This window comes from Photobacterium minamisatsumaniensis (assembly GCF_050336695.1).
Classification (GTDB): domain Bacteria; phylum Pseudomonadota; class Gammaproteobacteria; order Enterobacterales; family Vibrionaceae; genus Photobacterium; species Photobacterium minamisatsumaniensis.
The window spans coordinates 44777-71212 of the sequence record NZ_JAKJSI010000020.1 but is presented as its reverse complement, the minus strand read 5'-3'; the positions used below and the strand labels follow the sequence as shown (position 1 = coordinate 71212).

Annotated in this window: 27 protein-coding genes and 4 tRNA genes; 21 read left to right on the top strand and 10 right to left on the bottom strand. The window is 44.7% G+C overall.

Annotation, left to right across the window (positions count from 1 at the left end; translation table 11 throughout):
• The first annotated feature begins 127 nt into the window (after nucleotides 1–127).
• The 9 genes from L4D78_RS11110 to L4D78_RS11070 all read left to right on the top strand — a co-directional run bounded on the left by L4D78_RS11110 (nucleotide 128) and on the right by L4D78_RS11070 (nucleotide 6625).
• Nucleotides 128–913, top strand: a complete 786-nt coding sequence (locus L4D78_RS11110) for a hypothetical protein (RefSeq protein ID WP_428466982.1) — start codon at nucleotides 128–130, stop codon at nucleotides 911–913.
• Nucleotides 914–1088: 175 nt separating this feature from the next.
• Nucleotides 1089–1295: a DUF3283 family protein gene (locus L4D78_RS11105; protein ID WP_428466981.1), complete on the top strand. Its 207-nt coding sequence runs from the start codon at nucleotides 1089–1091 to the stop codon at nucleotides 1293–1295.
• Nucleotides 1296–1435: 140 nt separating this feature from the next.
• The gene (locus L4D78_RS11100) at nucleotides 1436–2161 is read left to right on the top strand and encodes a response regulator (RefSeq protein WP_428466980.1); all 726 of its coding nucleotides are present in this window, start codon (nucleotides 1436–1438) and stop codon (nucleotides 2159–2161) included.
• Nucleotides 2162–2289: 128 nt separating this feature from the next.
• Nucleotides 2290–3735, top strand: a complete 1446-nt coding sequence (locus L4D78_RS11095; RefSeq protein ID WP_428466979.1) for an ATP-binding protein — start codon at nucleotides 2290–2292, stop codon at nucleotides 3733–3735.
• An 11-nt stretch (nucleotides 3736–3746) separates the two neighbouring features.
• Nucleotides 3747–5003, top strand: coding sequence for an ABC transporter substrate-binding protein (locus L4D78_RS11090; RefSeq protein WP_428467038.1), 1257 nt, complete (start codon nucleotides 3747–3749; stop codon nucleotides 5001–5003).
• A gap of 178 nt (nucleotides 5004–5181) precedes the next feature.
• Nucleotides 5182–5670: a SixA phosphatase family protein gene (locus L4D78_RS11085; protein WP_428466978.1), complete on the top strand. Its 489-nt coding sequence runs from the start codon at nucleotides 5182–5184 to the stop codon at nucleotides 5668–5670.
• A gap of 124 nt (nucleotides 5671–5794) precedes the next feature.
• Nucleotides 5795–5882 (top strand) — tRNA-Ser (locus L4D78_RS11080).
• Nucleotides 5883–6008: 126 nt separating this feature from the next.
• Nucleotides 6009–6085 (top strand) — tRNA-Asp (locus tag L4D78_RS11075).
• 452 nt (nucleotides 6086–6537) lie between these two features.
• A tRNA-Ser gene (locus L4D78_RS11070) sits at nucleotides 6538–6625 on the top strand.
• A gap of 151 nt (nucleotides 6626–6776) precedes the next feature.
• Here L4D78_RS11070 and L4D78_RS11065 read toward each other — a convergent pair.
• Together L4D78_RS11065 and L4D78_RS11060 are read right to left on the bottom strand one after the other, a co-directional pair.
• Nucleotides 6777–7706 (bottom strand): hypothetical protein, encoded by a 930-nt coding sequence (locus L4D78_RS11065; protein WP_428466977.1) that lies wholly within the window; start codon nucleotides 7704–7706, stop codon nucleotides 6777–6779.
• Between the two features lie 238 nt (nucleotides 7707–7944).
• Nucleotides 7945–8841 (bottom strand): LysR family transcriptional regulator, encoded by an 897-nt coding sequence (locus L4D78_RS11060; protein ID WP_428466976.1) that lies wholly within the window; start codon nucleotides 8839–8841, stop codon nucleotides 7945–7947.
• A gap of 187 nt (nucleotides 8842–9028) precedes the next feature.
• Here L4D78_RS11060 and L4D78_RS11055 point away from each other — a divergent pair, with 187 nt between their 5' ends.
• Nucleotides 9029–10285 carry an adenylosuccinate synthase gene (locus L4D78_RS11055; protein WP_428466975.1) on the top strand — a complete coding sequence of 419 codons (1257 nt, stop codon included), beginning with the start codon at nucleotides 9029–9031 and terminating at the stop codon, nucleotides 10283–10285.
• 61 nt (nucleotides 10286–10346) lie between these two features.
• Here the strand turns inward: L4D78_RS11055 and L4D78_RS11050 are convergent, their stop codons facing one another.
• The 3 genes from L4D78_RS11050 to L4D78_RS11040 all read right to left on the bottom strand — a co-directional run bounded on the left by L4D78_RS11050 (nucleotide 10347) and on the right by L4D78_RS11040 (nucleotide 14173).
• Nucleotides 10347–11189 carry a universal stress protein gene (locus L4D78_RS11050; protein ID WP_428466974.1) on the bottom strand — a complete coding sequence of 281 codons (843 nt, stop codon included), beginning with the start codon at nucleotides 11187–11189 and terminating at the stop codon, nucleotides 10347–10349.
• A gap of 10 nt (nucleotides 11190–11199) precedes the next feature.
• Nucleotides 11200–12693 carry a SulP family inorganic anion transporter gene (locus L4D78_RS11045; protein WP_428466973.1) on the bottom strand — a complete coding sequence of 498 codons (1494 nt, stop codon included), beginning with the start codon at nucleotides 12691–12693 and terminating at the stop codon, nucleotides 11200–11202.
• A 355-nt stretch (nucleotides 12694–13048) separates the two neighbouring features.
• Nucleotides 13049–14173, bottom strand: coding sequence for a M14 family metallopeptidase (locus L4D78_RS11040; RefSeq protein WP_428466972.1), 1125 nt, complete (start codon nucleotides 14171–14173; stop codon nucleotides 13049–13051).
• 203 nt (nucleotides 14174–14376) lie between these two features.
• On the opposite strand from L4D78_RS11040, the gene L4D78_RS11035 reads away from it, so the two are divergent.
• The gene (locus L4D78_RS11035; protein ID WP_428466971.1) at nucleotides 14377–14832 is read left to right on the top strand and encodes an NUDIX domain-containing protein; all 456 of its coding nucleotides are present in this window, start codon (nucleotides 14377–14379) and stop codon (nucleotides 14830–14832) included.
• A gap of 38 nt (nucleotides 14833–14870) precedes the next feature.
• Here L4D78_RS11035 and L4D78_RS11030 read toward each other — a convergent pair whose 3' ends face one another.
• On the bottom strand, nucleotides 14871–15233 hold the full coding sequence (locus L4D78_RS11030; protein ID WP_428466970.1) for a hypothetical protein: 363 nt from the start codon (nucleotides 15231–15233) through the stop codon (nucleotides 14871–14873).
• A gap of 34 nt (nucleotides 15234–15267) precedes the next feature.
• Between L4D78_RS11030 and L4D78_RS11025 the strand changes: the two genes are divergently transcribed.
• The 5 genes from L4D78_RS11025 (at nucleotide 15268) to L4D78_RS11005 (ending at nucleotide 17687) form a co-directional block, all read left to right on the top strand.
• Nucleotides 15268–15498: a type 2 periplasmic-binding domain-containing protein gene (locus L4D78_RS11025; protein ID WP_428466969.1), complete on the top strand. Its 231-nt coding sequence runs from the start codon at nucleotides 15268–15270 to the stop codon at nucleotides 15496–15498.
• Between the two features lie 68 nt (nucleotides 15499–15566).
• A complete protein-coding gene (locus L4D78_RS11020; RefSeq protein WP_428456270.1) occupies nucleotides 15567–15758 on the top strand; it encodes a YwbE family protein in 192 nt (63 codons plus the stop codon).
• Between the two features lie 200 nt (nucleotides 15759–15958).
• A tRNA-Ser gene (locus L4D78_RS11015) sits at nucleotides 15959–16046 on the top strand.
• A 362-nt stretch (nucleotides 16047–16408) separates the two neighbouring features.
• Nucleotides 16409–17146: a carbonic anhydrase family protein gene (locus L4D78_RS11010; RefSeq protein ID WP_428466968.1), complete on the top strand. Its 738-nt coding sequence runs from the start codon at nucleotides 16409–16411 to the stop codon at nucleotides 17144–17146.
• A gap of 259 nt (nucleotides 17147–17405) precedes the next feature.
• Nucleotides 17406–17687, top strand: coding sequence for a hypothetical protein (locus L4D78_RS11005; RefSeq protein ID WP_428466967.1), 282 nt, complete (start codon nucleotides 17406–17408; stop codon nucleotides 17685–17687).
• Between the two features lie 43 nt (nucleotides 17688–17730).
• On the opposite strand, the gene L4D78_RS11000 is transcribed toward L4D78_RS11005, so the two are convergent.
• Nucleotides 17731–18204, bottom strand: a complete 474-nt coding sequence (locus L4D78_RS11000; RefSeq protein WP_428466966.1) for an SRPBCC domain-containing protein — start codon at nucleotides 18202–18204, stop codon at nucleotides 17731–17733.
• Nucleotides 18205–18372: 168 nt separating this feature from the next.
• Here L4D78_RS11000 and L4D78_RS10995 point away from each other — a divergent pair, with 168 nt between their 5' ends.
• Nucleotides 18373–19365: a phosphotransferase gene (locus tag L4D78_RS10995; RefSeq protein WP_428467037.1), complete on the top strand. Its 993-nt coding sequence runs from the start codon at nucleotides 18373–18375 to the stop codon at nucleotides 19363–19365.
• A gap of 4 nt (nucleotides 19366–19369) precedes the next feature.
• Entirely contained in the window at nucleotides 19370–20305 is a 936-nt protein-coding gene (locus L4D78_RS10990; protein ID WP_428466965.1) for a 3'(2'),5'-bisphosphate nucleotidase CysQ family protein, read from the top strand.
• A 132-nt stretch (nucleotides 20306–20437) separates the two neighbouring features.
• Here the strand turns inward: L4D78_RS10990 and nagE are convergent, their stop codons facing one another.
• Nucleotides 20438–21892, bottom strand: a complete 1455-nt coding sequence (nagE, locus tag L4D78_RS10985; protein ID WP_428466964.1) for an N-acetylglucosamine-specific PTS transporter subunit IIBC — start codon at nucleotides 21890–21892, stop codon at nucleotides 20438–20440.
• Nucleotides 21893–22069: 177 nt separating this feature from the next.
• On the opposite strand from nagE, the gene L4D78_RS10980 reads away from it, so the two are divergent.
• A complete protein-coding gene (locus L4D78_RS10980; RefSeq protein ID WP_428466963.1) occupies nucleotides 22070–22990 on the top strand; it encodes a LysR substrate-binding domain-containing protein in 921 nt (306 codons plus the stop codon).
• Between the two features lie 98 nt (nucleotides 22991–23088).
• Here L4D78_RS10980 and L4D78_RS10975 read toward each other — a convergent pair whose 3' ends face one another.
• Nucleotides 23089–23991, bottom strand: a complete 903-nt coding sequence (locus L4D78_RS10975) for a LysR family transcriptional regulator (RefSeq protein ID WP_428467036.1) — start codon at nucleotides 23989–23991, stop codon at nucleotides 23089–23091.
• Between the two features lie 158 nt (nucleotides 23992–24149).
• On the opposite strand from L4D78_RS10975, the gene L4D78_RS10970 reads away from it, so the two are divergent.
• On the top strand, nucleotides 24150–25406 hold the full coding sequence (locus tag L4D78_RS10970) for a D-amino acid dehydrogenase (RefSeq protein ID WP_428466962.1): 1257 nt from the start codon (nucleotides 24150–24152) through the stop codon (nucleotides 25404–25406).
• A 44-nt stretch (nucleotides 25407–25450) separates the two neighbouring features.
• On the opposite strand, the gene L4D78_RS10965 is transcribed toward L4D78_RS10970, so the two are convergent.
• Nucleotides 25451–25627 carry a hypothetical protein gene (locus L4D78_RS10965; RefSeq protein WP_428466961.1) on the bottom strand — a complete coding sequence of 59 codons (177 nt, stop codon included), beginning with the start codon at nucleotides 25625–25627 and terminating at the stop codon, nucleotides 25451–25453.
• A gap of 166 nt (nucleotides 25628–25793) precedes the next feature.
• Here L4D78_RS10965 and L4D78_RS10960 point away from each other — a divergent pair, with 166 nt between their 5' ends.
• Complete coding sequence (locus L4D78_RS10960) at nucleotides 25794–26351, top strand: NAD/FAD-utilizing enzyme (RefSeq protein ID WP_428466960.1); 558 nt, start codon at nucleotides 25794–25796, stop codon at nucleotides 26349–26351.
• Nucleotides 26352–26436: the final 85 nt, after the last annotated feature.

Below are 26436 nucleotides of genomic sequence, written 5' to 3'. Positions count from 1 at the left end.
GGTGGTGTGAACATAGTAATAATGGCGAAAAAAACATCGTTTGAAAATAAGATTCCGATCAAGTTAGTGCTGTTACCATTCTAGTATAATGGCCGTAATCCATAGGTGATATCTCCGGAGGCAAGCCATGACCAACTATCAATATTACCAGTCCACAGTTGAACAGGTTTATCGGTCTATTTTACAGGAGGTATCAAGACCGTGGCGTATTGAATACAACGTGGCATCACGTTTACCATCGCCGGGTGCTCTGCAGTCGGTGATACTGGTGGCTCCTAGCGGAACGGTTTGCCAGCGTTTAACGTTACCTTCATTGACTGCGAAAAACATATGGCCAGATAACACGTCCGTTAGCCAGTTGGTGACCGAATATGTTGTACGCGGTGCTGCTCGACTAGCGCCGTTACGTCAAACGGCTTTCCGTAATAACTTTCCGCATTGGCTCGAGCGTTGTTTACAGCAACTTCATTATCTTAATGACTCGAAAGATAAACTACTCGATGTCATGAAAGATCCGCAGTTTCCATTCCCAAGTAAAGTGAAAGTTGAAGGTACCTATCTACCTTGTTGGGTGTGGTCTCAGCGTGATGAAAAAATGGAGGTGTCGGTAATTGACCGCCGGACTGGCCATTTTAGTGAACCAAGAACCGTGGCTCAGGATCAATTAGTCGATCACGAAAAGTGGTTAGGTGCTCAAGTCATTGACTCCGTTGATGAGTCGGTTGAAACCATCAAATATTATGTCAATGAGTTGATTCAAGGCCAGAAACAAATCGTTTTTGATGAGCCTACACTTTCTGACGCTATTCATAATCCTTGTGTTTCGACACTAAGCCCGATATTGAGCGTGGCATTAACTGTCGCTGTTGTGGCTGGGTTCTTTATTACCTTCAAATTATTGCTAGGCTTTTAGCCGACACCCTCGAACGTGCTAAAACGTCCATTAAGCCCACCATTATGGTGGGCTTAATGGTTATAGGTATAGGCGAGTGAAGGAAATGGGTGATAGATGACGAGTTATTGGTATCAGGCTAGGATATTCGCTAAAATTAGCCGCAGTATTCATAGATTGATGTTGGAACATAGCAATGCATAACTTAGCCCAGTTGTCAGATGCAGAAAAAAACCGTGTAGAACTGGATAAGCAGGCCGCTTACTCGGTGTGGCAAGTAAAAAATGCCAAAAAAGGCTATGAAGTATTTGCAGAAATTGCAAACAACATCAGCGATGATGATGAACGTGACTTTTTTGAACGTGCTGTCACTAAATATAAAGTGCAAATGGGTGTCGCATAATAGCATTGGTTATTGCCTGAGCGATATCGCCAGATGAGGTAACCCGTTTTCCTATTCAGATCATGATTCTTAGGCGCAGTACGCGCCTTTTTTGATTGGGTTTGTTATGTTTGTCTGCCTGGGTGGAAAAGGAAGAAAGAATGAACACGAGCAAGAAGGTTCTTGTTGTCGATGATGATCAGGAAATCCGCGAGCTGTTAGAAGAGTTTTTAACGAAAGCGGGATTTACTGTTACCACCGCAGCTGAAGGCGAAGAAATGAAGCGCCGTCTCGCAATGGGCTACCCTGATTTAATCTTATTGGACGTTATGATGCCGGGTGATGATGGTTTTACATTATGCCAATACATTCGTAAAACGTCTGATGTACCGATTATTATGCTAACAGCTGTATCAGACGAAATGGATCAGATTATCGGCCTTGAACTCGGCGCTGATGATTATATTGCCAAGCCCTTTAGCCCGCGACAGCTCATGGCCCGAATTAAGGCACTTTTACGTCGAGTAAAGCCAACAGAAGCTCAGCAAATGCCGGCCGCGCCCAAATCAATCCGATTTGCTCATTGGCGGCTAGATACGGCTGCACAGCGTTTGTATGATCTTGAAAAAAACAAAGATTACGATATGAGTGGCAGCGACTTTGCACTATTGATGCTGTTTCTAACCCGCCCTAATGAAGTACTTGACCGCGATACCATTTCATTTGCTACCCGTGGCCGTGAGGCAACACCGTCGGCAAGAAGTATCGATGTTCAATTAAGTCGCCTGCGCCAACGCTTGGGTGACAAAGGGACGCAGCAGCGATTAATCAAGACCATTCGAGGGAATGGTTATTCGTTTAATGCTGATGTGACCTACGAAGACTAACACGTTCCGCCAGCTCTCCAGCAGGCAAGGCAACTGGCCATCATTACTTCTCTGGGTCACGCTGGCGGTTGGGCTTAACGACCAATACGTTAGGTATAACGACACAGCCAAAGGCTGATCTGGACAATATGAATATTCAAAAATGGGTGCCCAAATCATTATTAGCGCGCACCTTATGGTTTACGTTATTAGCCGTTTTTCTCGCACAAATGATTGCGACCAGTATTTGGTACGGACAATCAAAACAGCGGGATTTAGAAGGGTTAGAATCGGCGTCATCAAGCATGGCAAATATGTTTGCATCGACAGTGACATTCTTTCAATCTCTGCCCCTTGAATATCGCCATATCGTATTGGATCAACTGAGAAACATGGGGGGAACCCGCTTCTTTGTTTCTTTTAATGAAGAAGAAATCTTGATTGACCCTATTCCTTCGTCGCAAATGAGGAATACCGCAGTAAGAACATTTAAAGATGTACTAACAGACAAGCTGCCTCGCCTTGATGTTATTCGCGTTGAGTTCTCACGACCTGAAACGCTACATGTCTTAAAGAATGATATTTTATTAGCGGATTTACCTCGTTCATGGGCGCACTATACCCTTAGCCTTGAGCCGCTTAACCCTCCTATCTTAGTTGTGCAGCTAGAGTTGGCAGAAAATGAATGGCTGTACATTGCTGGGTTATTACCTGCCCCTTATGTCACATTAGAAGATGAGATAATTACCAGCCAGCAAGTCATTTTTATGGGGTTCATGACGACCTTGCTACTGGTGTTTACCTATTTCATGATCCGCCGTCAAACTAAACCACTGAAACGTCTAGCCAATGCGGCTAATGCGTTAAGTTTTGATATTTATCAGAAGCCGCTTAAAGAGGAAGGGGCCAGTGAGTTGGTCACGGCAACACGTGCTTTTAACCGAATGCAGTTACGTGTTCGGCGTTATATTGACGATCGTGAACATCTTTTTTCGGCGATATCACATGACCTAAAAACACCGATTACCCGGTTACGGCTCCGGGCTGAATTGATTGATGACGAAAGCAAAATAGAAAAGTTTAATAATGATCTCGATGAGCTGGAAATGATGGTTAAAGGAGCGCTACAAACCGTTAAAGACACCGATTTGCACGAAAACCTAGCGCAAGTCGATATTTCAGAGTTATTACGCAGCATTGCTGAACAGTACAATCACGGGCAGATCAAAGTCCATATACCTGAAATGTCTATCCAGCCATTAACCGGTAAACCGCTCGCGTTAAAACGGTGCTTCACAAACTTGATTGATAATGGCGTGAAATATGGTGAAGAGGTCCGGTTCATTATTGTCGATGAAAAAGGTTCACTCATCCTGATTATTAAAGACAATGGCCCAGGCATTCCTGAAGAATCACTTGAAGCGGTTTTTGAACCCTATGTCCGTGTTGCTAAAGATGATGAAGGTCATGGCTTGGGGATGGGAATAGCCCGTAACATTATTCATGCTCATGGTGGTGACTTAGCCATTCATAATGCCGCTGATGGTGGACTTGAAGTGAAAGTCTTCATTCCACGTTTGATTAAAGAAAGATAAAGGTCAAAATGATGAAACATACCCTGTTGTCTATTGCCTGTGGCGTTGGTTTGGTGGCTTCATCGCTAACGGTTTATGCGGGTGAAATTGAGGTTTTACATTGGTGGACCTCGGGTGGTGAAGCGAAATCTGTCAAGCTATTAAAAGAGAGTCTTGAAGCGCAAGGTAATGAATGGAAAGACTTTGCTATCGCTGGCGGTGGTGGTGAAAGCGCGATGACAGTTTTAAAAACACGAGCGGTCTCTGGCAATCCACCCTCTGCGGCACAAATAAAGGGACATGACATTGAAGAGTGGGGACGATTAGGCTTTTTAGCGGATTTAAATGCCGTTGCCACAGCGGATCACTGGCAGCAATTTCTTCCTAAGGTCGCGCAAGATATCATTTTGTATCAAGACGATTATGTTGCAGTACCAGTCAATATCCACCGAGTAAACTGGCTATGGGCAAATCCAGAAGTCTTTGCCGATGTTGGGGTTGATATCCCAGTTACGCTTGACGATTTTTTCACCGCAGCCGAGAAAATTAAGCAAGCTGGGTATATTCCTCTCGCCCACGGCGGTGGGCAGCCATGGCAAAACGTAACCTTGTTTGAAGCCGTTGCTTTGGCTGTATTAGGGCCGTCAGACTACCAGAAAGCATTTGTATCTTTAGACATGGCGGTATTAAACAGCGCGAAGATGGTTGAGGTCTTTACCCAGTTCCGCCGGATGAAAGATTACGTAGATCCCAAATATCGAGGTAACGACTGGAATACCGCGACAAGCATGGTGAGCAATGGCAAAGCGGCCATGCAGATAATGGGGGATTGGGCGAAAGGTGAATTTGCCGCAGACGGCAAAGTACCAGGAAAAGACTATATTTGTGTCGCAGCCCCAGGTACTCAGGGGCAGTTTACTTACAATATTGATAGCTTCGCTTTCTTTAAATTGAATGATGAAGATAAACAAAAAGCTCAGGAAGACCTAGCTCGAGCCATTTTAGATGAAGAATTTCAAACGGTATTTAACCTCAATAAAGGTTCGATTCCCGTCAGAATGGACATGTCATTAGATAACTTTGATCAGTGCGCGAAAGACTCGATGGCAGCGTTTAAAGCGACCGCGGTCAACGGCGGGCTAGTACCGAGTGTTTCACAGGGCTTGGCGACAACCAGTTATGTACAGGCGGCCATTTTTGATGTTGTAAGTAACTTCTTTAATGCTAAAGACGCTGATCCTAAACAAGCAGCACATCGGTTGGCTCGGGCTGTGAAAGCTGCCATGTAAATACCTTAAATCCAAGTGAGTCATGACTTCAAGCAGGTTCCTATTAGGAACCTGTTTTGTATTCGACACAGCATAACCTGCTCGGTTTTATATACTTTGTGTAATACACCAAGTAGTGAACTGATCTTAATGGCAGTAGAAATACGTAATATGCCAGACGAGCGTTGAGGGGGAAATGATGAAGCTATTGTTTTTGGTTCGGCATGCAAAGTCATCATGGGACGATCCAATGTTAGACGATCATGAGCGTCCACTGAATCATCGAGGGCTTAAAAATGCCCCGAAAATGGCACATCAATTGAATGCTTGGCAGATGGCGCCTCAACTAATTATCACCAGTTCAGCCTTAAGAGCATCAGAGACGGCTTATTTGCTTGCAAAAGGTTTAGAAAGTCAGCCAAAGTTGGAATCGCGTACTGAGCTATATTCTGAGTCGCCTTTTGAGTTATTGGATATTATCCGTGAATGTAGGGATGTTGTTGACCGACTGATGATTGTCGGGCATAACCCTGCAGTGACTGATTTAGCCAATATGTTGGGGTTTCAAATCGAGAATATGCCGACCTGCAGCGTCGTTGTCATAGGGTTTGAAGTGGATTGTTGGCAAGCTGTCGCAGAAGATGAGTCAAACGTACTTTATTATGATTACCCGAAACGGCTTAAATAACCGTTGTTTTAGCGCTAATTTGGCTTATAGATTAACGCTTTGGTCAAATTTTACTCGAACGATCCATTTTGATAAAAACAGTATTTACAAAATTGATAAGGGTATGTATTATTCGCCGCATAACGGAGAGATGGCTGAGTGGCCGAAAGCACCTGACTTGAAATCAGGCGAGGGGCGACCCTCCTAGGGTTCAAATCCCTATCTCTCCGCCACATTATAAGGGTCAGTAGTTATACTGGCCGCTTAGCATCTGGGAACGAGGGTTCAAATCCTCCATACCCAGAGCGTATCCACCACATTCTACAAGTTGGGTTAGTTACCGAGCTTGGCAAAGAATTGGAGCGGTAGTTCAGTTGGTTAGAATACCGGCCTGTCACGCCGGGGGTCGCGGGTTCGAGTCCCGTCCGCTCCGCCACTACAACGAAGCCTCGTCAGAAATGACGGGGCTTTTTTGTATGTGCTGATTTTGATTTCGCCCTTCGGTCGAATGAGTCCCGCTGGAATGCCAGCCCAAACTAGGCGTCCCCACCGTTCCGCCACTACAACGAAGCCTCAGCAGAAATTCTGGGGCTTTTTTATGAGGTGAACCATATGTCTTCTATCCACATCTTAGGTTGATTATGTGTCTTGGTATGCTTGGCGGTGAACTTAATGTTCTACACAGCAACTACCATATCCCTATTTCTAATACGGGTGCGGGTACCATGTTGATAGAAAATAAAGCGTAAGATGTTGTTTATCGGCTGAATCAGCGGTGCTAAAAGGTATTGATTAGGCAAAAGGTGCAGATATCGTTTGAACTCTAACCACTTGGTGTTTTAGGGCCTTTACAACTTTTCCGTATCCTCGTATTATTCGCCGCACAACGGAGAGATGGCTGAGTGGCCGAAAGCACCTGACTTGAAATCAGGCGAGGGGCGACCCTCCTAGGGTTCAAATCCCTATCTCTCCGCCACATTAAAAGAAGCCGCTGACTTATCAGCGGCTTTTTTGCATCTGTTATTTAGGGTTCAAATCCGTAATACCCTCGTAGCACTCCGCCACATTTAGAAAGCCTCGACAGAAATGCTGGGCTTTCGTCGTTTTGGGGCTTTTAGGCACTCTAATTACTTTTCAGGCCACAGGTAAACTTGTACATTCTGCGGGTCGCTTTGAGCTGGGCTTTTGTAAAGTGTGCGAAGCACAGATTTGGCACGATCACCAAAGGTCTCGCCATCATCACCAAACCCTGGCCAGTGTCCATCTCCGCCATCAACGTTTTTCATAAAGCCAAGGTAATGTGCAGTTTCGTGCAATACGATTCCTTTATCGAACCAACATTGGCCAGACTTGTCACCGAGGTTAATCCAATTAAAGCCTTTTTGGCCGTTGAAGTAGTTGTTTTCATCTACAATCAGGTTGGCACCGGTAGACATGTTTGGTCCGCCCGACACCGTACCGCAGGTTTGTTGGTTATCATACACTTTGATAGTTGTGCCTACCGAGAAGATAACGCCACCTTCACCTGCAATAGATGAGTAGTCGATATCGTGTTTCCATGGGTTTTCTACACTGGTATCAATATCGGTATAGCCCATGAATTTAAACGCCCCAGGCGCTTCCATAACCACTTCCAGCTCGGCAATTGCAGATTTGATTAACTGCTGGTTGGCGTCTGTCATTTTATCTGAGTTATTGAAGTAGTAGTGAATTGGGTCTTCTGCTGTGGCGTGAAAGCGCATGGTTAACCCTTCAGTTGATGGGAGGCCATAGTTTTCTGCACAAAGAGAAGACCAAGATGTGTTGTCAGCTAGTTGGCCACCACGACAGTACCAGAGGTTATTCTTATCTATCAGATCTTGATCAACAATGTCGCTGAGTGGGTAGATGTTACCAGCATAGGATTCAACAAAGGTTTCTTCAGCAAGCTTACTCATTATGGTTCGGACTTGATTTTCCGAAGCGGATTTTGAAGATGAGCCTGAGTCACTATTACTGCTACCGCCACAACCTGTCAGGGCAAGAACTGCTAACGCAGGGTAAAATAGTTTATACATTATCTACATGATTTTATTGGTTAAAAGACTTGTAATAATAGCGCTTTGTTTCAACTAGTTACATATGGATATGACTCATTGTAAGCTGGTTGGGTGAATGTTGGCCTAATTGTATTAATTGCGAACGGTATAATGCTTTTATTTGATGGTTATAATTTAACTGTCTGTATTTTCTATTGTTTTTGTGTACTTTTTGACTCGAATGAATGGTGTCTATCGCTTGATAAGCGCAACACTGTTAATTATGCGGCGAATTTGCAATCTCCTCACTGACCCATTGCAACAGCTGTTTAATTGCTCGAGATAACACTTGGTTTTGCCTAACAATATAGCCAAGACTGGTGGTTGGAAAACCCGGCAGTGGCGTAATCGTGCTCTTTAGATTGAGTTTAGGGTGAAGCGAGAAAGCCGGCACGATAGCAATACCAAAACCTGCTTCGGCCCAGTCAATTTGTGCATCAACGCTACCGACTTCCATTATTCTGTATTTGGGTAGTTTCAGGCTAGGTAGTGCCATGTCGATTAAATCGCGAGTTCGGGTATCGTGCCCAAGCAATATCAGCGTTGGTTCCTCACCTTTTTCTGGCTCTTTATTCTGCTTCGCGAGTCGCTGCCATTTTTCTAATCCATCTCCAAGTGCACACCAGCGTACTTGCCTGAGTTCAGTAAAGTGCAGTGGCTGGCTTTCTTTCTGGGCGATCACAAATCCCAAATCGGCTTTAGCACTTTTAACTAACTCAGCAGCTTGGGTCGAGGTGGTATTAAAAAGTGATAGGTCAATACCGGGAAATTCGTGTTTGAATGACTGGAAAGGTTTAATAAGTAACAGACGCGAGATAATGTCGCTGGCGGCAATGGATACTGTACCTTGGCTCATGTCGTTAATGGCATTGAGATCAGCCTGACAAACTTGTAACTCTTGTAATGACCGCTGTGCGCTAAGCAGTAAGCGTTCACCCGCTTGAGTTAGACGAAATGGGCTACGCTCAATGAGCTTCACTCGGGTTGTTTGTTCGAGTTGCTTTATGTGCAGGCTGACATTTGGCTGGGTCATGTGCAGTGCTGCTGCCGTTTTACCAAAATGCTCAAGATGCGCAAGCGTAACAAAAGTATTGAGCCAGTTGAGATCTAGCATACAGAGCCCTCGAAAGCAGGAAGGTGATGGTAATAATTGCCGATACGGCTTGAGTTACGCGGCCTATTTTATCTAATTTTAGCTAGATTCTCATATGGAATCCTTATCAAGCTGATAATTATTATTAATTTCTCTTATTTTTGGTTGAGGCATAGCATAGAGGCTTCGCTTATGAGGAGAGTTAATTATGTCGTCTATCGTTGTGGTTGGTGCAAACTGGGGTGATGAAGGTAAAGGTCGTATTGTCGATTTTCTGGCTGAGCAGGCATCGGCAAGCATTCGTTTCCAAGGTGGTAATAATGCCGGTCATACCGTTGTTAATGATCTTGGTACTTTCAAACTTCACCAGCTACCAAGCGGCGTATTTAACCCAGACTGTATTGCCGTTTTAGGCCCTGGCATGGTGATTAGCCCAGAGCATCTCTCTACAGAAATTGAAGAAGTGAAAGCTGCAGGCGTAAATGTAAATCTCTGCGTGTCAGATCGTGCGACCTTGTGTCTTCCACTGCATGCACTAGAAGATACGTTGGAAGAAGAACGTTTAGGTGATGGCGCTTATGGTTCTACCCGTCAGGGCATTGCACCTGCATACGGCGACCGCGTCATGAAAAAAGGCATTTTGGTTGGCTGGTTACAGCAACCGGAAGTATTGCTTGAGCGTATCCAGTTTATGATGGACTGGAAATTGCCACAGCTAAAAGCGCTTTACCCAACGTTTGAGTTTGAGCAAACGGCAGAGGAAATGACCCAGTGGTTGCTAGACGTTTCTGCACCTTGGCGTGATTCCATCTGCAATGTCACGCTGCCGCTTAAAGCACTACAAGCCAAAAATGAAAACCTGTTGTTTGAAGCTCAGCTAGGTGCAGGTCGTGACTTGGTTTATGGCGAGTACCCATGGACAACATCATCGAACGTTATTTCTACTTACGCGGGTATTGGTAGTGGCTTGCCAGCGCTACGTCCTGAACGTGTGATCGCGGTTGCTAAAGCATTTAGCTCATCGGTTGGTACAGGCACGTTGGTTACGGCGATGGAAGAGCAAGACGCTTTCCGTGAAGCTTCTAATGAATTTGGTGCAACCACGGGTCGTCCACGTGACATGGGCTACTTCGATGCAGTTGCAACGCGTAATGGGGTTGAGATCCAAGCGGCAACTGAAATTGCCCTAACGAAACTCGATTGCTTAAGTGGCATGGCAGATCTGAAAATTTGTGTTGATTATGATGGCGACCACAGCGAAAACCCTATTTGGCCACAAACGGCTTCATTGGCACCGGTTTACGAGCAAATGGACGCGTGGAGTGAAGACATTACAGGTTGTCGTCAGTTTGAAGAGTTACCAAAAGCAGCCCAAGCTTATGTATTGCGCATTGAAGAATTAATGGGTGTTCCCGTGAAAATGGTATCGGTAGGTCCAGGTCGCGAACAGATGATCATGCGATAAACTGCGTTGATGGAATATAAAGCCAGCAAGTACTTCTGCTGGCTTTTTTACGGCTATTGGATTAACGAATTAACAGTAAAGCCGCTTCACTGTCAGCCATGATTTTCGTGGTGTTACTACCGACGAAAAATTGTCGCCACTGTGAATGGCCGTAGGCACCCATAACAATCAGCTCAATTTGCTTTTCTTGCTGGTAATTGAGCAACGTCGAGTGAACTTCGCCTTGTAATACTTGCTCAATAACCTCAATGCCTGCAGCTTGAAGTCTTTGGCTGGCTTGTACAAAACCATCAGACCTCTGTTTATCTACCGTTACAAGATGACAGGTCATTCCTTTCAATAGCGGTGTTTTGATCGCCTTTTCAATCAACTTTTGTCCGATAGCGCTGCCATCATAGGCCAGCAGGTACTCTGCCGGAACGGTAAAGCAATTGGTTGCGACTAAGATATGCGCTTGAACCGAGCGTACGACACTCTCTAGCTGAGACCCAATCGTATGCTGCATGTTCTGGTGTTCGTTGCCAGATTTACCAATCACCAATAAACGCAGCTCGTCTGATAATTCATCCAAGGTGCTGAGTAAAGACCCATGTAGCAATAATCGTTGCGGATCAATTAAGCCAAGTTGTAACGCTTTTTTCTGTGCATCTTCAAGCAACAGTTTTCCGTGCTTAACGGCCAGTTTATTACGTTGTTCATCAAGTATGACTAACTGGTTCAGCAGTTGCTCTCGGCTACCCAGTCCAATCTGGCCTGATAATTCACTCGAAGTTGCCTGTTCTGGTTGATCGATAACATGTAAAAATGCCAGCGGGGCGTTAAGAGATTGCGCGGCCCAGCAAGCGGTATCTTCGACAGCAGATGAAAGGGAGGAGCCATCAAGACATGCAATAATTTTCGTCATCATATTTCCTTTAATGCCCTGTTAGCATTTTTTCTACGGCTTCAGGTTTATCATGGATTGCGAATTTGTCCACGATGGTTGATGTTGCCTGATTCATTCCTATTATTTCGACATCTGTGCCTTCCCTACGGAACTTGATCACAACTTTGTCCAGCGCAGAAACAGCGGTGATATCCCAGAAGTGGGCTTGAGAGAGATCGATAGTTACCTTATCGATCACTTCTTTAAAATCAAATGACTGACTGAACTTATCTGATGAAGCAAAGAAGATTTGACCGACAACATCATAGCGTCGACAGAGAGTCTGCTCTGAAGGAACGTTGTTTTTGATAATCATGAAACGGCTAATTTTATTGGCAAAGAACAACGAGGCCAGAAGCACCCCCACAAACACACCAATGGCTAAATTATGCGTGGTTACGACAACCGCCACGGTACTTATCATTACGATGTTAGTTGAAGGTGGATGCTGTTTTAGGTTGCGTATGGAGTCCCAGGAAAAAGTACCAATTGATACCATGATCATGACAGCGACTAAGGCAGCCATTGGGATCAACTTGAGCCATTCGCCCAGAAAAACCACCATAACGAGTAAGAAGACACCCGCACATAGACTGGATAATCGGCCTCTGCCACCAGATTTAATGTTGATAATAGACTGACCGATCATGGCACAACCGGCCATTCCACCCATTAGACCAACACCGATATTGGCAATACCTTGGCCTTTACATTCTCGATTTTTATCGCTTTCGGTATCGGTAAGGTCGTCAACAATGGTTGCGGTCATCATTGATTCCAGCAGGCCAACGACGGCGAGTGCTGCGGAATAAGGGAAGATGATCGTAAGGGTTTCCATGGTCAAAGGCACTTCAGGCCAAAGAAAGACGGGTAGTGTGTCGGGTAGCTGTCCCATATCACCGACGGTGCGAATATCAAGCCCAAGTGCGATAGTGACAACGGTAAGCGTCACAATACAGACGAGCGGAGAGGGGATGAGGCTGCCAATTTTGGGTATATATGGGAACAGGTAAATGATCCCGAGGCCAATAGCGGTCATGGCATAGACGTGCCAGCTAACATTTGTCAGCTCTGGCAATTGAGCCATGAAAATGAGGATGGCCAACGCGTTAACAAAACCCGTAACCACCGATTGGGAAACAAAGCGCATCAAGTTACCAAGGCGAAGGTAGCCTGCGATAATCTGCAGTACGCCCGTTAACAAAGTAGCCGCAAGAAGGTATTCGAGGCCATGCTCTCTAACAAGCGTAACCATTAACAATGCCATGGCGCCAGTCGCGGCTGAAATCATGCCTGGTCGCCCGCCAGTAAACGAAATAATGACAGCCATACAGAATGAAGCATAGAGCCCGACCTTCGGATCTACGCCGGCGATAATAGAGAAAGCGATTGCCTCTGGGATCAGGGCTAATGCGACGACAAGACCTGCTAATACGTCCACACGGACATTAGCAAGCCACTGCTTTTTCACAGTTTCAATCATTGATAAACTCATTTTTTTGATGCAGGAAACCGACCATAGACTGGCATGGTTGTTAGCATAAGATTATTGTCCGATTGATTAGATCAATCAGATATAGATACGACAGCCTGTTGGCTGCTTATAGCGGTATGGTTGAGCGTGCTGCTCGGATGGGGAGCCCTAAGGCGGAGTCAAAGTCACTTGGTTTCTTCGTTAGGAAAAGTTGGTGCAATGCTAACGACTTGAGCAATAAAGTGCAACCAGTTTGGTTTTCTAAAGTTCTTACCTGATAGAAAAGCGAGAGCAAGGCATTGGGACAAAAAAGGCCAGTACCCTACGGTACTGGCCTTTTGCTATTGCGTTTTATGGTGATGGTTTAGATCTCGTCAGCAACAGCCCAAACTGCAGCCAGTACATCTTGACCAAATGCGACGCTACGCTCTGGTGACCAACCGTAGAACTCATCAGGTTGGTTGTTGTGATCCTTAAATGGCATCTCAACAGTGTAAGACAAGCACTTGAACTGCTCGCCCACCCAGCTAGAACCAACGGTTAGGTTCGCTTTGCCCGGTTCACTTTTGTCGTAGCCATGCTCGTCCTGAAACTCAGGGGTAATAGTCAGCAGTGCTTGTTTGAAGGCATTTTCCAGTGACTCAAGACGCTTGTCGTAAGATGGGATCCCTTCGCTACCAGCCACAAAATTGAATGGAATTGCTTCATCGCCATGGATATCAAGGAACATATCAACGCCAGTTGCTAGCATGCGTTCACGAACAAGGAAGACTTCCGGACTTTTTTCCATTGATGGCGTCTGCCATTCACGGTTAAGGTTTACACCAATCGCATTGGTGCGTAGGTGACCTCGAATGCTGCCATCTGGGTTCATGTTTGGCACAATATGGAATACGGCCTTATCAAGCAGTGCACGACCAACGGTATCGGTTTCATCAAGTAAGCGTTGCAGTAAACCTTCGATGAACCATTCAGCCATGGTTTCACCTGGGTGCTGACGCCCGATGATCCAGATGTTTTTCTTTCCTTCTGCAGGCTCACCAATGGTTAGCAAGCTCATGTCGTTGCCGTCTAGGGTTTGACCCAGCGTTTCAAGCTGACAGGTGAAGTGCATCTGAGCTTGATGAAGAAGATCTTGATGACGGTCGTAGGTATAAGGCGCAAAGTAGGCAAAGTACATCGAGCCATACTCTGGGATAACGTTGAAGGTTAGGGTATCACCGTCAAACTCGGCTGGAATACGAAACCATTCTTCACGATCATACGACGCGACGACATCATAATCTTGCCAGCCTTCTGGGTAAGCAGATTTTGCTAGGTCGTTAATTTGGATTTTATGTTGAACCTGAGGTTGGCTTTCCAAACGGAAATGGAACCACTGGGCGATATCAGATTGATTATCGGCAGGGATCGTTAGCTGGATATCCGCAGGCGTTTCTGCCTTTACTACATGAATGTTGCCGCTTTCGAAGTTGCTGAAAATTTTCATTGTTATCGTTATCTGTTTGTATGAGAAGAAAGAGATTAGCATAACTATAGTTGCTAGCGAAAAAGAGACTGTTACAGAAGGTTTAATATTTGTGATGAATTACCAGTGGCACTCTGATGCTAAAGCTATTTAAAATGTAGCGCTTAGGCTGATATTAGCCGTTAAGAAAATTTTGCCGTATAAACAAAGAAGAAGGAATTATCATGGCGTTTCATTATTTAGCTCGTGGCGTTATTCACACGAATGGTCATGTATTGCTTGTGCGTGCGATTGGTGACGAGATTACATTTTTACCCGGTGGTCATATTGAATTTGCTGAACCAGCAAAGGACGCCTTAGAGCGTGAACTCATGGAAGAGGCTTCGATTGTTGGGAAAGCAGAACGTTTTATTGGTGCCGCAGAGAACGAGTGGTTTGAAGGTGATGAGCGCCAAGCCGAAATTAACTTGTTGTTTGAGGTCGACACTCAGCTATCAAATACAGAAGCCGTAGTCTCAAATGAAGCGCATTTAGAGTTCTTTTGGGTTCCATGTGAAGATATTGAAAAATGGAACTTATACCCAGTAGCGCTTCGTTCATTGGTTAAACAGTTTTCTGCTGTTGAGTTAGCGTTGCAACCAGAGCCCGCATTTTGGGGTTCTGGCATAGCAACGAAATAGTCTTATACCGGCCTTATTTGTGCTGGTTATGGCTGTATTTAAGCCCCAAATGCTGTGTACACTTTTGTTATAAATAGATCTTTTTGTTTCATATTAATGAGCGGTTTGAATGTCGTCACAGCAAAAGGGAGCTCGGCAATACCACTTTTTTGCCCTGTTGGAATAAGCGCGATTAACGGGTTGCGTTTATATCCTTTTACCTTTTTGTTCTTTAATTTTTTTACTATCGACTTTGCAACGTCAACACCAAGGTTTTTCAATTGGTCGAGTGTGATTCTGCGTGTTTTATCTTTAAAGCCATCTAATAGCACACCGGTGTTATGAGCTAACACGGTTTTCTTTTCAGGAAATGCGTAGGCAATTTCGCCTGCCAGTTCAACACCAACGACAACGCCAGACAATATCGTCTTTCCAATTACCGATGTAGAGTTAGTCTTGTGCGCCCACAAAGACTACATCGAACTCATGGGAATGCCGACTGAAAAGGCGTTATCCCAACATCGATTTATCGCTATGAAGGAAAGACCGCCTCACTTGCTATGGAATGAGTGGATTCATAACAATATTCCCGAGAAAAATATTGTATTCCAATGCTCAAGCCTACAAATCGCAGTCAGGGCATTGGAAGTTGGCTGCGGTATTTGCGTTCTACCAAAAGAGAGTTGAAGCCCAACTCGACTAAATACGTTATTAAGTGTACCTTCAAGAAAAATCAAGACTGAAAGGTAGAGACAATGAGTGGAACCAATCGCGCCGATATTCATCCTGGGTTAGAGGTTAAAATTGTACTTAAAAAAGATCAGCGTAGCGGTACACTGACTTCTGGTGTTGTGAAAGACCTCTTAACCAAGTCACCGAATCACCCTCATGGCATCAAAGTCCGTTTAGAAAGTGGTGATGTAGGTCGAGTGAAAGTCATAATCTAGCCGCGAAAGGTTTTTCCATCGCCCAAGCGTTGTTTTGATTTTAGGGGGGGGAGTTGTTATCACTAATTTGGATTTGTTGCGAAAGTGAGGCTAAAGGGTTTTTCGAAGGTAAAAAAGTGCGAATATCGTTTGAACTCTAACCACTTAGACTTTTCAAACCTTTACAACTTTCCAGTATCCCCCTATTATTCGCCGCATACGGAGAGATGGCTGAGTGGCCGAAAGCACCTGACTTGAAATCAGGCGAGGGGCGACCCTCCTAGGGTTCAAATCCCTATCTCTCCGCCACATTTAGAAAGCCTCGACAGAAATGTCGAGGCTTTCGTCGTTTCAGTGGCAACGGAAGGGATTTGAAAATCCTGCTATACCAAAACCGCTCCGCCACATTAGAATAAGCCGCTGATTTATCAGCGGTTTTTTGCATCTAGGGTATATAGAACCCTAGATGCAAATCCGTAATACCCTCGTAGCACTCCGGCACATTCAGAAAGTAAGCATAACGATAAAACAATGGTAACATGTATGAAAATACAGACCATAATCACACTGTTAATGACAATCGTTTACATTCTGAAAGGCAAGATAATATTCGTAAATTAAAAACTCGAGTACTATTTTGATTAACTCTTCAATAAGTAGGAACTTTGTCTATGTGCTGTAATAAAATCGATGAATCTAGACGAAATATTTTAAAAGGTTCGATCGCGAGTGCGGGCTTCATTGCACTAGCAGGTACAACAAGTTTACTTGCACCATCAGTAAGTTATGCTGCATCTCTTAGTCAGGCAGACCGAGATGCAATGACAACAGATGATGTACTTTCTTTTCTAAAAGAAGGGAACAACCGATTCATTAATGACAAAGCGCTGAAGCATGACTATAAAGCTCAAAAGCTCGCCAGCCAGCATGGACAATACCCTGCCGCGGTAATATTAAGTTGTATAGATTCTCGAGCACCAGCAGAGATTATTCTTGATTCTGGAATTGGTGATGTATTCAATAGCCGTGTAGCAGGAAATATCTCTAATAGCGATATTCTAGGAAGCATGGAATTTGCTTGTGCTGTTGCTGGAGCAAAAGTGGTGCTTGTACTTGGCCATACAAAATGTGGTGCTGTACAAGGCGCGATCGCAAATGCCGAACTCGAAAATCTAACTGGCTTATTAGATAAGATAAAGCCCGCGATAGCGAAGACAGAGTACGCAGGAGAAAAAAGTGCGGATAACTACGACTTTGTTGATGCTGTAGCAAAAACGAACGTTTTGATGACGGTGGAAAATATCAGAGCAGAAAGTAATACATTGCGCGAGCTTGAAGCCGAGGGCAAAATCAAAATCGTAGGGGCGATGTATAACATATCGAATGGTCAGGTAGACTTTATCTCATAATTTACGCTCTGCTATAGCATCTTAAGGTGCGACCTACATTCTTATGGTCGCATCTATTTGGCTCTATTATTCATAATTCCATTTTTATCTATCTATTTAACTATCCTCCCCCTCTTGTAGATGGTTTGGCACTATACTCCACGCAGTTTTGAACGATACGTAGGTGCTATTTACACACGTTAAAATATCCTTTTTTGGCATTGTTTTTACAAAAATTGAGCTTACAATCTCCTTCTCGTAATTTTTCAAGCCAATTTCTATGACTCAAAAACCAGACAGAATTACCGCTATGCAGCAGATCATTGATGCCGTAAAGCTTGAATTTCCTTTATATCAGGCAGATACCTTCGTCTGTGGGCCGGATAATAGCTGCCTTGGGTGTCCAAAAAAACTAATGGAACTGGTCGATAGCGATTTGTCGTACTGGCAACATCAAATTGATAGAGGTAACCCACCCACGTTTGATGAGCTGTATAGTTTTGGTAAGCTTTGTAAAAATGTTCGTCGTGGTTTGGTGAGGAATAAGAGAATTCCAGCTTAAGGCTAGACTAATTTGGGACGAATATTTATATATTGAGACTGATTTACTTTGATTGCCTGCGAAGCTCTTCTAGCCATTTTTGGTGGTGTTTTGTGATACTTTTCGGGGTGAAATATTTAGTCAGCCAAGTTAGGCCGCCGCGCTGTGTGGTTTCAGTGATGATATTAACCCCATTGGATGCGGGTTCTAGCAGCCACGCATGATACATGTCAACATCGCCACACTTTCCACGCCATGCAATTCTTTCATATGGAATATATTCCACTACGGTACAGTCAAAGTTCATTCTTGTGGTGTTCCATCGGAAAATAGAACCTTTGGTTAATTCAATGCCGTCACCATTAAGCACTTGAACTGACGTTTTACAGTTGCTCCACGTTGGCCAGTAAGGCGCATGAATAAGACAAGCCCAAACCGCATCTGCTTGCGCAGGAATATTCGCCTCATTAATGACATGTATTTGCGCATTTTTAGGGTGGTAGTAGTTTGGCCAATTGATACCCTTTGTGCTCGCCATCGTGATTACCTTATCGTAATTAATATTCAAATATTAATACTGATATACAAAATTCACTAGTCAGTAAAAATGAACCATGCTTTCTTGTATGGCGGTGGAAAACAGCGTATTCGAATCTCTCCCATGCTTCTGGCACAATATCGCTATCGAATTGATATTGAGAAAATGATGACGATTCCTAAGGTTGTATTAGATAAAGTGGCATCAGTAGTTGCAGCACAACGCATTGAGCGTACCGACATAATTCAACCCTTGTGGGGAGGTTATGGTGAGTTGTTTCGAGCCTACCTTACCGGCTGCCAATATTCGTCTGTTATCGTAAAACATATAAAGTTACCGCAACCAAAATTTCACCCTCGAGGCTGGAATACATCGCTTTCCCACCAGCGTAAATTGGATTCTTACCATGCAGAAGTAAATTGGTATCGTGATTATGCCAATAGTTGTGATCAATTATGCCCTGTACCGGAGTGCCTTTTTGTTGAGCATCACGATAATGAAATCCTATTAATTCTGGAAGATTTGTCGACATGTGGCTATACACAGGTACTTAAGCAAGCCAATCAAACCGCTGTATTTGCTTGCTTGTCATGGCTAGGCTACTTTCATGGCCAGCATATGGACACAGAGCCTAACGGGTTATGGACTACTGGTACGTATTGGCATTTAGCCACACGACCAGATGAACTCAATGCGTTACAGGATCACGCGCTGAAGTCGGTAGCCAAGGCGATAGATACCACCCTGAACCAGTGTAAGTACCAAACGTTGGTACATGGTGATGCTAAATTGGCAAACTTTTGTTTTACCCCAGGCCATTGCTCTGCCGCAGCCGTCGACTTTCAATACGTCGGAAAAGGCTGCGGTATGAAAGATGTGATCTTGTTGCTAAGTAGCGTACTGAGTTTTAATGAGTCGGAGTCAGTGATTGAAAACTACCTTGATCATTATTTCGCTCAACTCAAACAGGCATTGGTCAAGTATCACCCTCATCTAGATAGTCACGATATCGAGCATGTTTGGCGTCCGCTCTATTGTGTCGCTTGGGCTGATTTCCAACGATTTGTAAAAGGCTGGAGCCCAGATCACTGGAAGATCAACCCGTATACAGAATCGCTGACTCAGCGTGCGCTTGAACAACTAGAGAAAAAAGAGAGATAGCTCAATGGCATTTGAATCTGCGGCGTTAGAGGTGGTGTTTTCAGAACAACAAATTGATGAGCTGCTTGACGTCGCCACAGGTGCAGCTCGACAGGCTGGCAATTATATTCGCCAATTTGATCGGCGCTTACTGCATGTTGATACAAAAAGTGCAGGTGCAAGCTTAAGTTCACAGGTTGTGACCCAAGTTGATCTTGATAGCCAAGCTTTGATCCTTGAAACATTAAAACCGATGACAGAGCGTTATGGCTTCGCGGTATTGTCGGAAGAAAATGCCAGTGAAGAGTATGCGGAGCAACATCTTCGCCACCAGTGTGATTACTTCTGGTGCATCGATCCGTTAGATGGCACATTGCCATTTATTGAGGGTACATCAGGGTATGCAGTGTCGATTGCTTTAGTTGCTCGTTCGGGTAAGTCTATATTGGGTGTCGTGCTCAACCCTATTAACAATGATTTATACCAAGCTGTTCATTATCAGCAAGCCCCACAATTATTGAAGAATGGTCAGCCTTGGCGTTTACCAGCGAACAAGGACGTGTTCACCTTGTTTGTTGACCGCAGTTTTTTATCTGATCCTCGATATATTGATTTGAAAGATAAACTCACACAACTTGCTCGTGATAAAGGCTATGCCGAGGTAAAAGTACAAAGCCAATTTGGTGCAGTGATGAATGCGATTGGGGTAATGGAACAGCGTCCAGCGTGTTATCTGAAGTTACCCAAAGCCAGTAAAGGTGGTGGTAGTTTGTGGGACTTTTCCGCTACGGCGGCCATAGCAACTGCTGCAGAAGACATGAGTGTGAGCGATATTTACGGTCAGGCCTTAGACTTGAACCGTATAGATTCAAACTTTATGAACCACCGTGGCGTGGTGTTTAACGCTTCGGATATACAAAATATATTGCCACTATGCTGTTCATTAGCTGGTGAGGGGTGAGAGCGAAACACGTAATGCTTAGCGGGGGGAAACTGTAAGCATGACCATAATGGGTTCTGATCATGCTTACAGTAGGTCGCTATGCGTTACTTGAGCATTTCGCTCTCGGGGGATCGTTAGGCTAAGAGTGTCTTAGCTAAGGATGTTTTTCATTTCGGCTGCAACTTTATCAACTTTACCCAGCCCGATAATAACTTGCAAACCACCAGAGCCAAGCTGTACAACACCAGCTGCACCAAGCGCTTTCATGGCAGCTTTATCAGCAATTGATGAGTCTTTTACCGTTAGACGTAGGCGTGTAATACAGTTGTCGACTTCAAGGATATTCTCTTTGCCGCCAATCGCTTTAATGTAGGCGTTTGCTAGCTCACCAATGTTCCCTTCTTCACTATCAACGCTCTTATCTTCACCGCGCCCAGGGGTCATCAAGTTGAATTTCTTGATAGTGACGGTGAAAAGTGTGTAGTAAAGCGTAAAGAAGACAAGGCCTTGAGGGATCAACATGTACCATTTGGTTGCAAGTGGGTTCTGGCTTGATAGCACTAAGTCAACGAAGCCCGCAGAGAAACCAAAGCCCGCCATCCATTGCATGCTCGCCGCAATGTACATTGAAATACCCGTTAGCACGGCGTGGATTAAGTACAGTACCGGTGCCACAAACATGAAGCTGAATTCAAGCGGTTCAGTAATACCAGTGAAGAACGATGCCATTGCTGCTGCCAGCATGATAGAAAAGACTTTATCTTTGTTCTTCTTGTCTGCACAGCGGTAGATAGCGAGTGCTGCACCTGGTAAACCAAACATCATGATTGGGAAGAAACCGGCTTGGTACATACCGGTTTGACCGATAATCGCCGTGCCATTTTCGATAGACTGTGCGCCGCCAAGGAAGTTCGGGATATCGTTAATACCAACCACATCAAACCAGAATACAGGATAAAGCGCATGGTGCATGCCAATCGTTAGGGTTAAGCGGTTGAAGAAACCGAATAGTCCTGCACCGATAGCGCCCATTGATTCAAGTTGAGTACCAAAGGCAATGAGGGCGTCATAAATGACTGGCCAAACGTAAAGCAGTACTGTTGCGAGTAAAATACCAGCAATGGATGTCAGGATAGGTACTAAACGCTTACCACTGAAGAAGGCTAAAGCTTTTGGCAGTTCAACAGTATGGAAGCGGTTGTAGATTTCAGCCGAGACAATACCCACTAAAATACCGATAAACTGATTTGATATTTTACCGAAAGCGTCTGGTACATTTTCTAATGTAACACCCTGAAGCTGGGCGACAACAGCTGGCGATAATAATGTGGTGAGAACCGTAAAGCAGACAAATCCTGATAATGCAGCAGCACCACTTTTGTCTTTACTCAAACCAAAGGCTACACCAATAGCAAATAAAATGGCCATGTTATCAATGATGGCTGCACCTGATTTAATAAGTAAGGCTGCAACGACACTTTCTGAGCCCCACCCAACAGGATCCATCCAGTAGCCGATCCCCATCAGAATGGCTGCTGCTGGTAGGGTGGCGACTGGCACCATGAGCGCCTTACCAACTTTTTGTAGATAACCCAGTATATTCATGTTTATCCTTGTTATTTTGCAATGATTAGAAACTTTTAAAGGCGTAACTTGGTGGCCAATTTATCGATTTAAACTGGTTTGAACTTTATCGTGATGGCGCTATTTAATTCAAAAAAAGCAAGGCAGACAAACGAAATATTACGTACAATCTATTAAAATTATTAATGCGTAAGAAAGATGGAACGAAAACAGCAGCTATTAGCAAATATGCATTCTTTCAGTGTGGTCGCTCGGCATTTAAGTTTTACCAAGGCCGCCGTTGAGTTACACCTTACACAGGGCGCTGTGAGCCATAGGATCAAAAACTTGGAGAAGCAGCTAGGTTTTCCGCTGTTTGTTCGATTGACTCGCCGTATGGAATTAACACCTGAAGGTGAACGGTTATTAATGACGTTGAATCAGTCATTCGAGAACATCTTTAATGAACTTGATGATATTCGTAGTAATGAATTGACCGGCGAATTATATATAGGCACGTCACCGTCTTTTGCCGCCAGTTGGTTGATGCCTAAACTTGACCGTTTTCAGCAGTTATATCCGAACTTGAATATTCGCATCGAAGTAAAAGGCTATCGGGGAGAGTTTAAGAACGAGCCGCTTGATGCTGCTATTTTTTATAGTCGAGGAAACTATGTGGACAGCTATAGTTATCGGCTTTTTGATGAACGAAGGCTGCCGACATGCTCACCTGAATACGCGAAGAAATTTGGTTTACTTGATGGCTCAGTTGAAGCATTAAGGGATGTGAATTTTATCCATGGTGAACTCTCACTCATTTGGCAGCAGTGGTTAGATCATAGCGGCGTTGAGTTAAATTGTACCCAGCGCAAGTACACTTTTAATCAATATGAACTCGAAATTGCTGCCGCACGTCAATCAATGGGGGTTGCCATGGGACGCTTGCGTTTTGTGCTTCCATTTTTAAGTAGCGGAGAACTTGTTGCGCCCTTTAAAGCCATTAATACCGGACTTGGTTACGATTTGGTTTGTTCTGAGGGATCGCAGCACCGACCTAAGTTTCAGGCTTTTTCCCGTTGGCTTGAAAGCGAAATAGAGCAAGAGCGTCGTTATAATTTAGATAATATCCATAACTTCTAGTGAAAAGGTTAACGAGGGGAAACCAATGCGATGTATCGCTGAATATGCGATTGCCTTTTGGCGTCGTGCTATTAGTGAGTATATCCAAGCTTGGATGGCTAGCTAGACTGCTTGGTTAGCCATCGACAAAAGCAGTCAATAGAAGGTGTAGAGCGCTTTTGAAACAAATAATAACCGGCATTGGCCGAAATCGGCGAGAACGGTGAAATCAGCCTGCCATTCCGGATGTCTTCTTGTATCAATGCGCTACGCGCCATCGCAACCCCTAGCCCAGCTTCAGCCGCCGCCATCGCCATATCGGTGCGATTAAAATAATGTCCTTGCTGCTGAAGCGTATCGACGGTGATCTGCCCCTTCAACGCATCTGCCATCGCTGAAAACCAATACTGCCACTCTGAATTTTTGTCTGCCTCGCGCCATGGGAGGGCATCATGCAGCAACGTCACTTGTTGCCAGTCGTCAACGTTATGCCAATCTAACGTTGGTAAATACGAAGGGCTCATGACCGGAAGCAGTGTTTCTTCAATCAGCAACTGTGTATTTCCTGCTTGGCTATGGCGGCAATAATCGATAACTAAATCGAAACTGGCATCATGATGATCGACTAGCGCCCCGTCGGCAAAAGTCAGTACCTTGATGTCTGGATACTGGCGGTAAAAGTCGTGCAATTTAGGCACCAGCCACTTATAAGCAAAAGAGGGCGTTAGCTTAAGGCGAACCTCTTTATTGTCGGCAGGTTGTTGCAGGCTTACCAACACCGCTTCAATATCTTCAATACTTTGGCTAACGACCTGATACAGCGCAGTGCCATTATCCGTTAGGGTCAGTCCACGGGAGTGGCGTTCAAATAAAGATAACTGTAACCGTTGCTCAAGCTGCTTGATCTGCTGGCTTAACGCACCCGTTGTTAGGTGAAGCTGTTTGGCGGCTTGGGTGAGGCTACCAAACCTCGCGACGACTTCGAAGGTTGCCAAACCGGCCAGTGTACTGCTTTTCATCAGTCTTCCTTTTTGATGAACCAAATGTGGTGAGTGTTTAGTTAATCTAAACACAGGTATTAATTCTTATCGATTGTTAGGGAAATGTAAATGCCGCATTCTGCTCTGTATAACGACTCACAATAACAAAGGGCGCCAAGTGCGAGCGCTGGAGAAAGTAGATGGAAGTGATTGTACTGGGAAGCGGAGTGATAGGCCTGACATCGGCATGGTATCTCAAGCAGGCTGGCCATGATGTCACCGTGATCGATCGTCAGCCGAGAAGTGGTGAAGAAACCAGTTTTGCCAATGCTGGGCAAATTTCTTATGGCTATTCTTCGCCTTGGGCAGCACCGGGAATCCCGCTGAAAGCCATGAAATGGTTAATGCAAAAACATGCGCCGTTAAAAATAAAGCCATCGGTCTCGCCAGAACTGTACCTTTGGGCCAGTAAAATGCTGGCTAACTGTACCCAGTCACAATACCAAACTAACAAAGAAAGAATGCTGCGGATCGCCAATTATAGCCGTGAGTGCTTATATGATTTACGTCAGCGGCATGCATTGAATTATGACGGCCGGCAAAAGGGCACGCTACAAGTGTTCCGTACTCAGGCACAGCTTGATGCGGTAGCAAAAGATATCAACGTTTTGTCAATAAGCGGTACGCGTTATCAGGAGCTTGATGTGGCTGGCTGTATCGCAGCCGAACCCGCACTTGCAAGGGTCCAAGACAAGTTGGTGGGTGGCCTACAGTTGCCCGATGACGAAACGGGTGATTGCTACTTGTTCTGCCAGCAATTGACCCAACTTGCCAAACAGGCTGGTGTGAAGTTCTTATTCGATACTTCCATTGAGCAGCTTAACCATCAGGGTAATAAGCTGATATCGGTACAGACATCTCGAGGAGAGCTAAAGGCCGATGCCTATGTTGTCGCGACGGGCAGTTATTCAACCCAGCTCCTCACGCAAGTGGGTATTCAGTTACCCGTATATCCGGTTAAAGGCTACTCGCTAACCATGCCAATTGCTGATGGCAATGCTGCGCCGGTGTCTACCGTGATGGATGAAACATATAAAGTCGCAATGACGCGTTTTAACGATAGGATCCGAGTGGCTGGTACCGCTGAGTTAGCGGGATTTGATTTAAGTTTGGCTAAAAAGCGCAAAGCGACGATTGCGATGGTGATCCGCGATTTGTTCCCGGACGGTGGTGATCTTAAACAGGCAGAATATTGGACAGGGCTACGGCCAATGACACCGGATGGTACACCGGTCGTGGGAAAGACATCATTCACTAACCTGTTTACGAATACGGGCCATGGCACATTGGGTTGGACCATGGCGTGCGGTTCGGCAAGGTTACTGGCTGATATTATGAGTAATAAAACGACGGATATCGATCCAAGCGGACTCGATGTTTACCGCTATGCAAGTTGATATCGCGAATGAATAAGCCAACCTTTGCAAGCCCTGTATTGGGATTAGCAGTTGCCTTTCTTCGCTTGACCTGGAGGGCAGAAATTACCGTTGCTGTTATTTGACTCTTTGGTGCTGGCTTTAATATTCACACCATCTACCTCACCTTCAATATGAGTTAGTTGGCAGCCGCTAAGAAAAAGCGTTGTTAAAAGGGCTGCAAGCAAAGGATACTTTTTCATTTCGGGATCTGTTCATTCAGGGATTTAGACGCGCATTATACTCACCGGCATTTGTACTGTGTCAGTACAGTGTAAAGCTGAGTTATGTATGGAAATTCATGCTGATTCTCTAGCTTGTATTAGAATTGAATTACAACTCGTCAAATCGAAATGTTAGGAGTCCGCTATGGTTCGGGTTTTTTACATTAGCGATGACTTAGACGACCTAGAGCTTGTGGAATATGAATTGGAGTTAAGCGGTATTACGGCTCCGCAAATTCATGTGCTCTCAGACAAGGATGCCGAGGTTGCCAGCCATCATCACCTTCACCCAGTGAAATCGTTCATGCGTAATGATGTTGTACATTCTATGGAAATTGGTGCGGTTATTGGTTTTATTACTGCCGCCTTAGTCTTGTTTTTTGCTTATGTCTCAGGAGTCACAGAGACTGTTGGCTGGTTGCCCTTCGTGATGTTGTCGATTGTTATGTTAGGTTTTATTACTTGGGAAGGGGGGTTATTCGGCTTTCAGGAATTGCATTATCAATTTCGCCGCTTCAAACATGTACTTAAATCTGGGCGCCATGTTTTAATGGTTGATGTTGAGCCAGAGCAGGAACTGACGCTCGCCAATGTCACTCTGGCACATGACAAACTTAAACCTGCGGGAACAGGTAAGTCTCCCCCTCGTTGGTTGGTTTCCCTACACAACCGTTGGGACAAAACAATGTATACCTTGCCTTAACCATTGATTGATAAGCGATCGTTTAGGCTGCAGCCCTTGTCGTTATGATGAGGGCTTTTTAAGTATTGAAGTTTTTAAGCTCTGG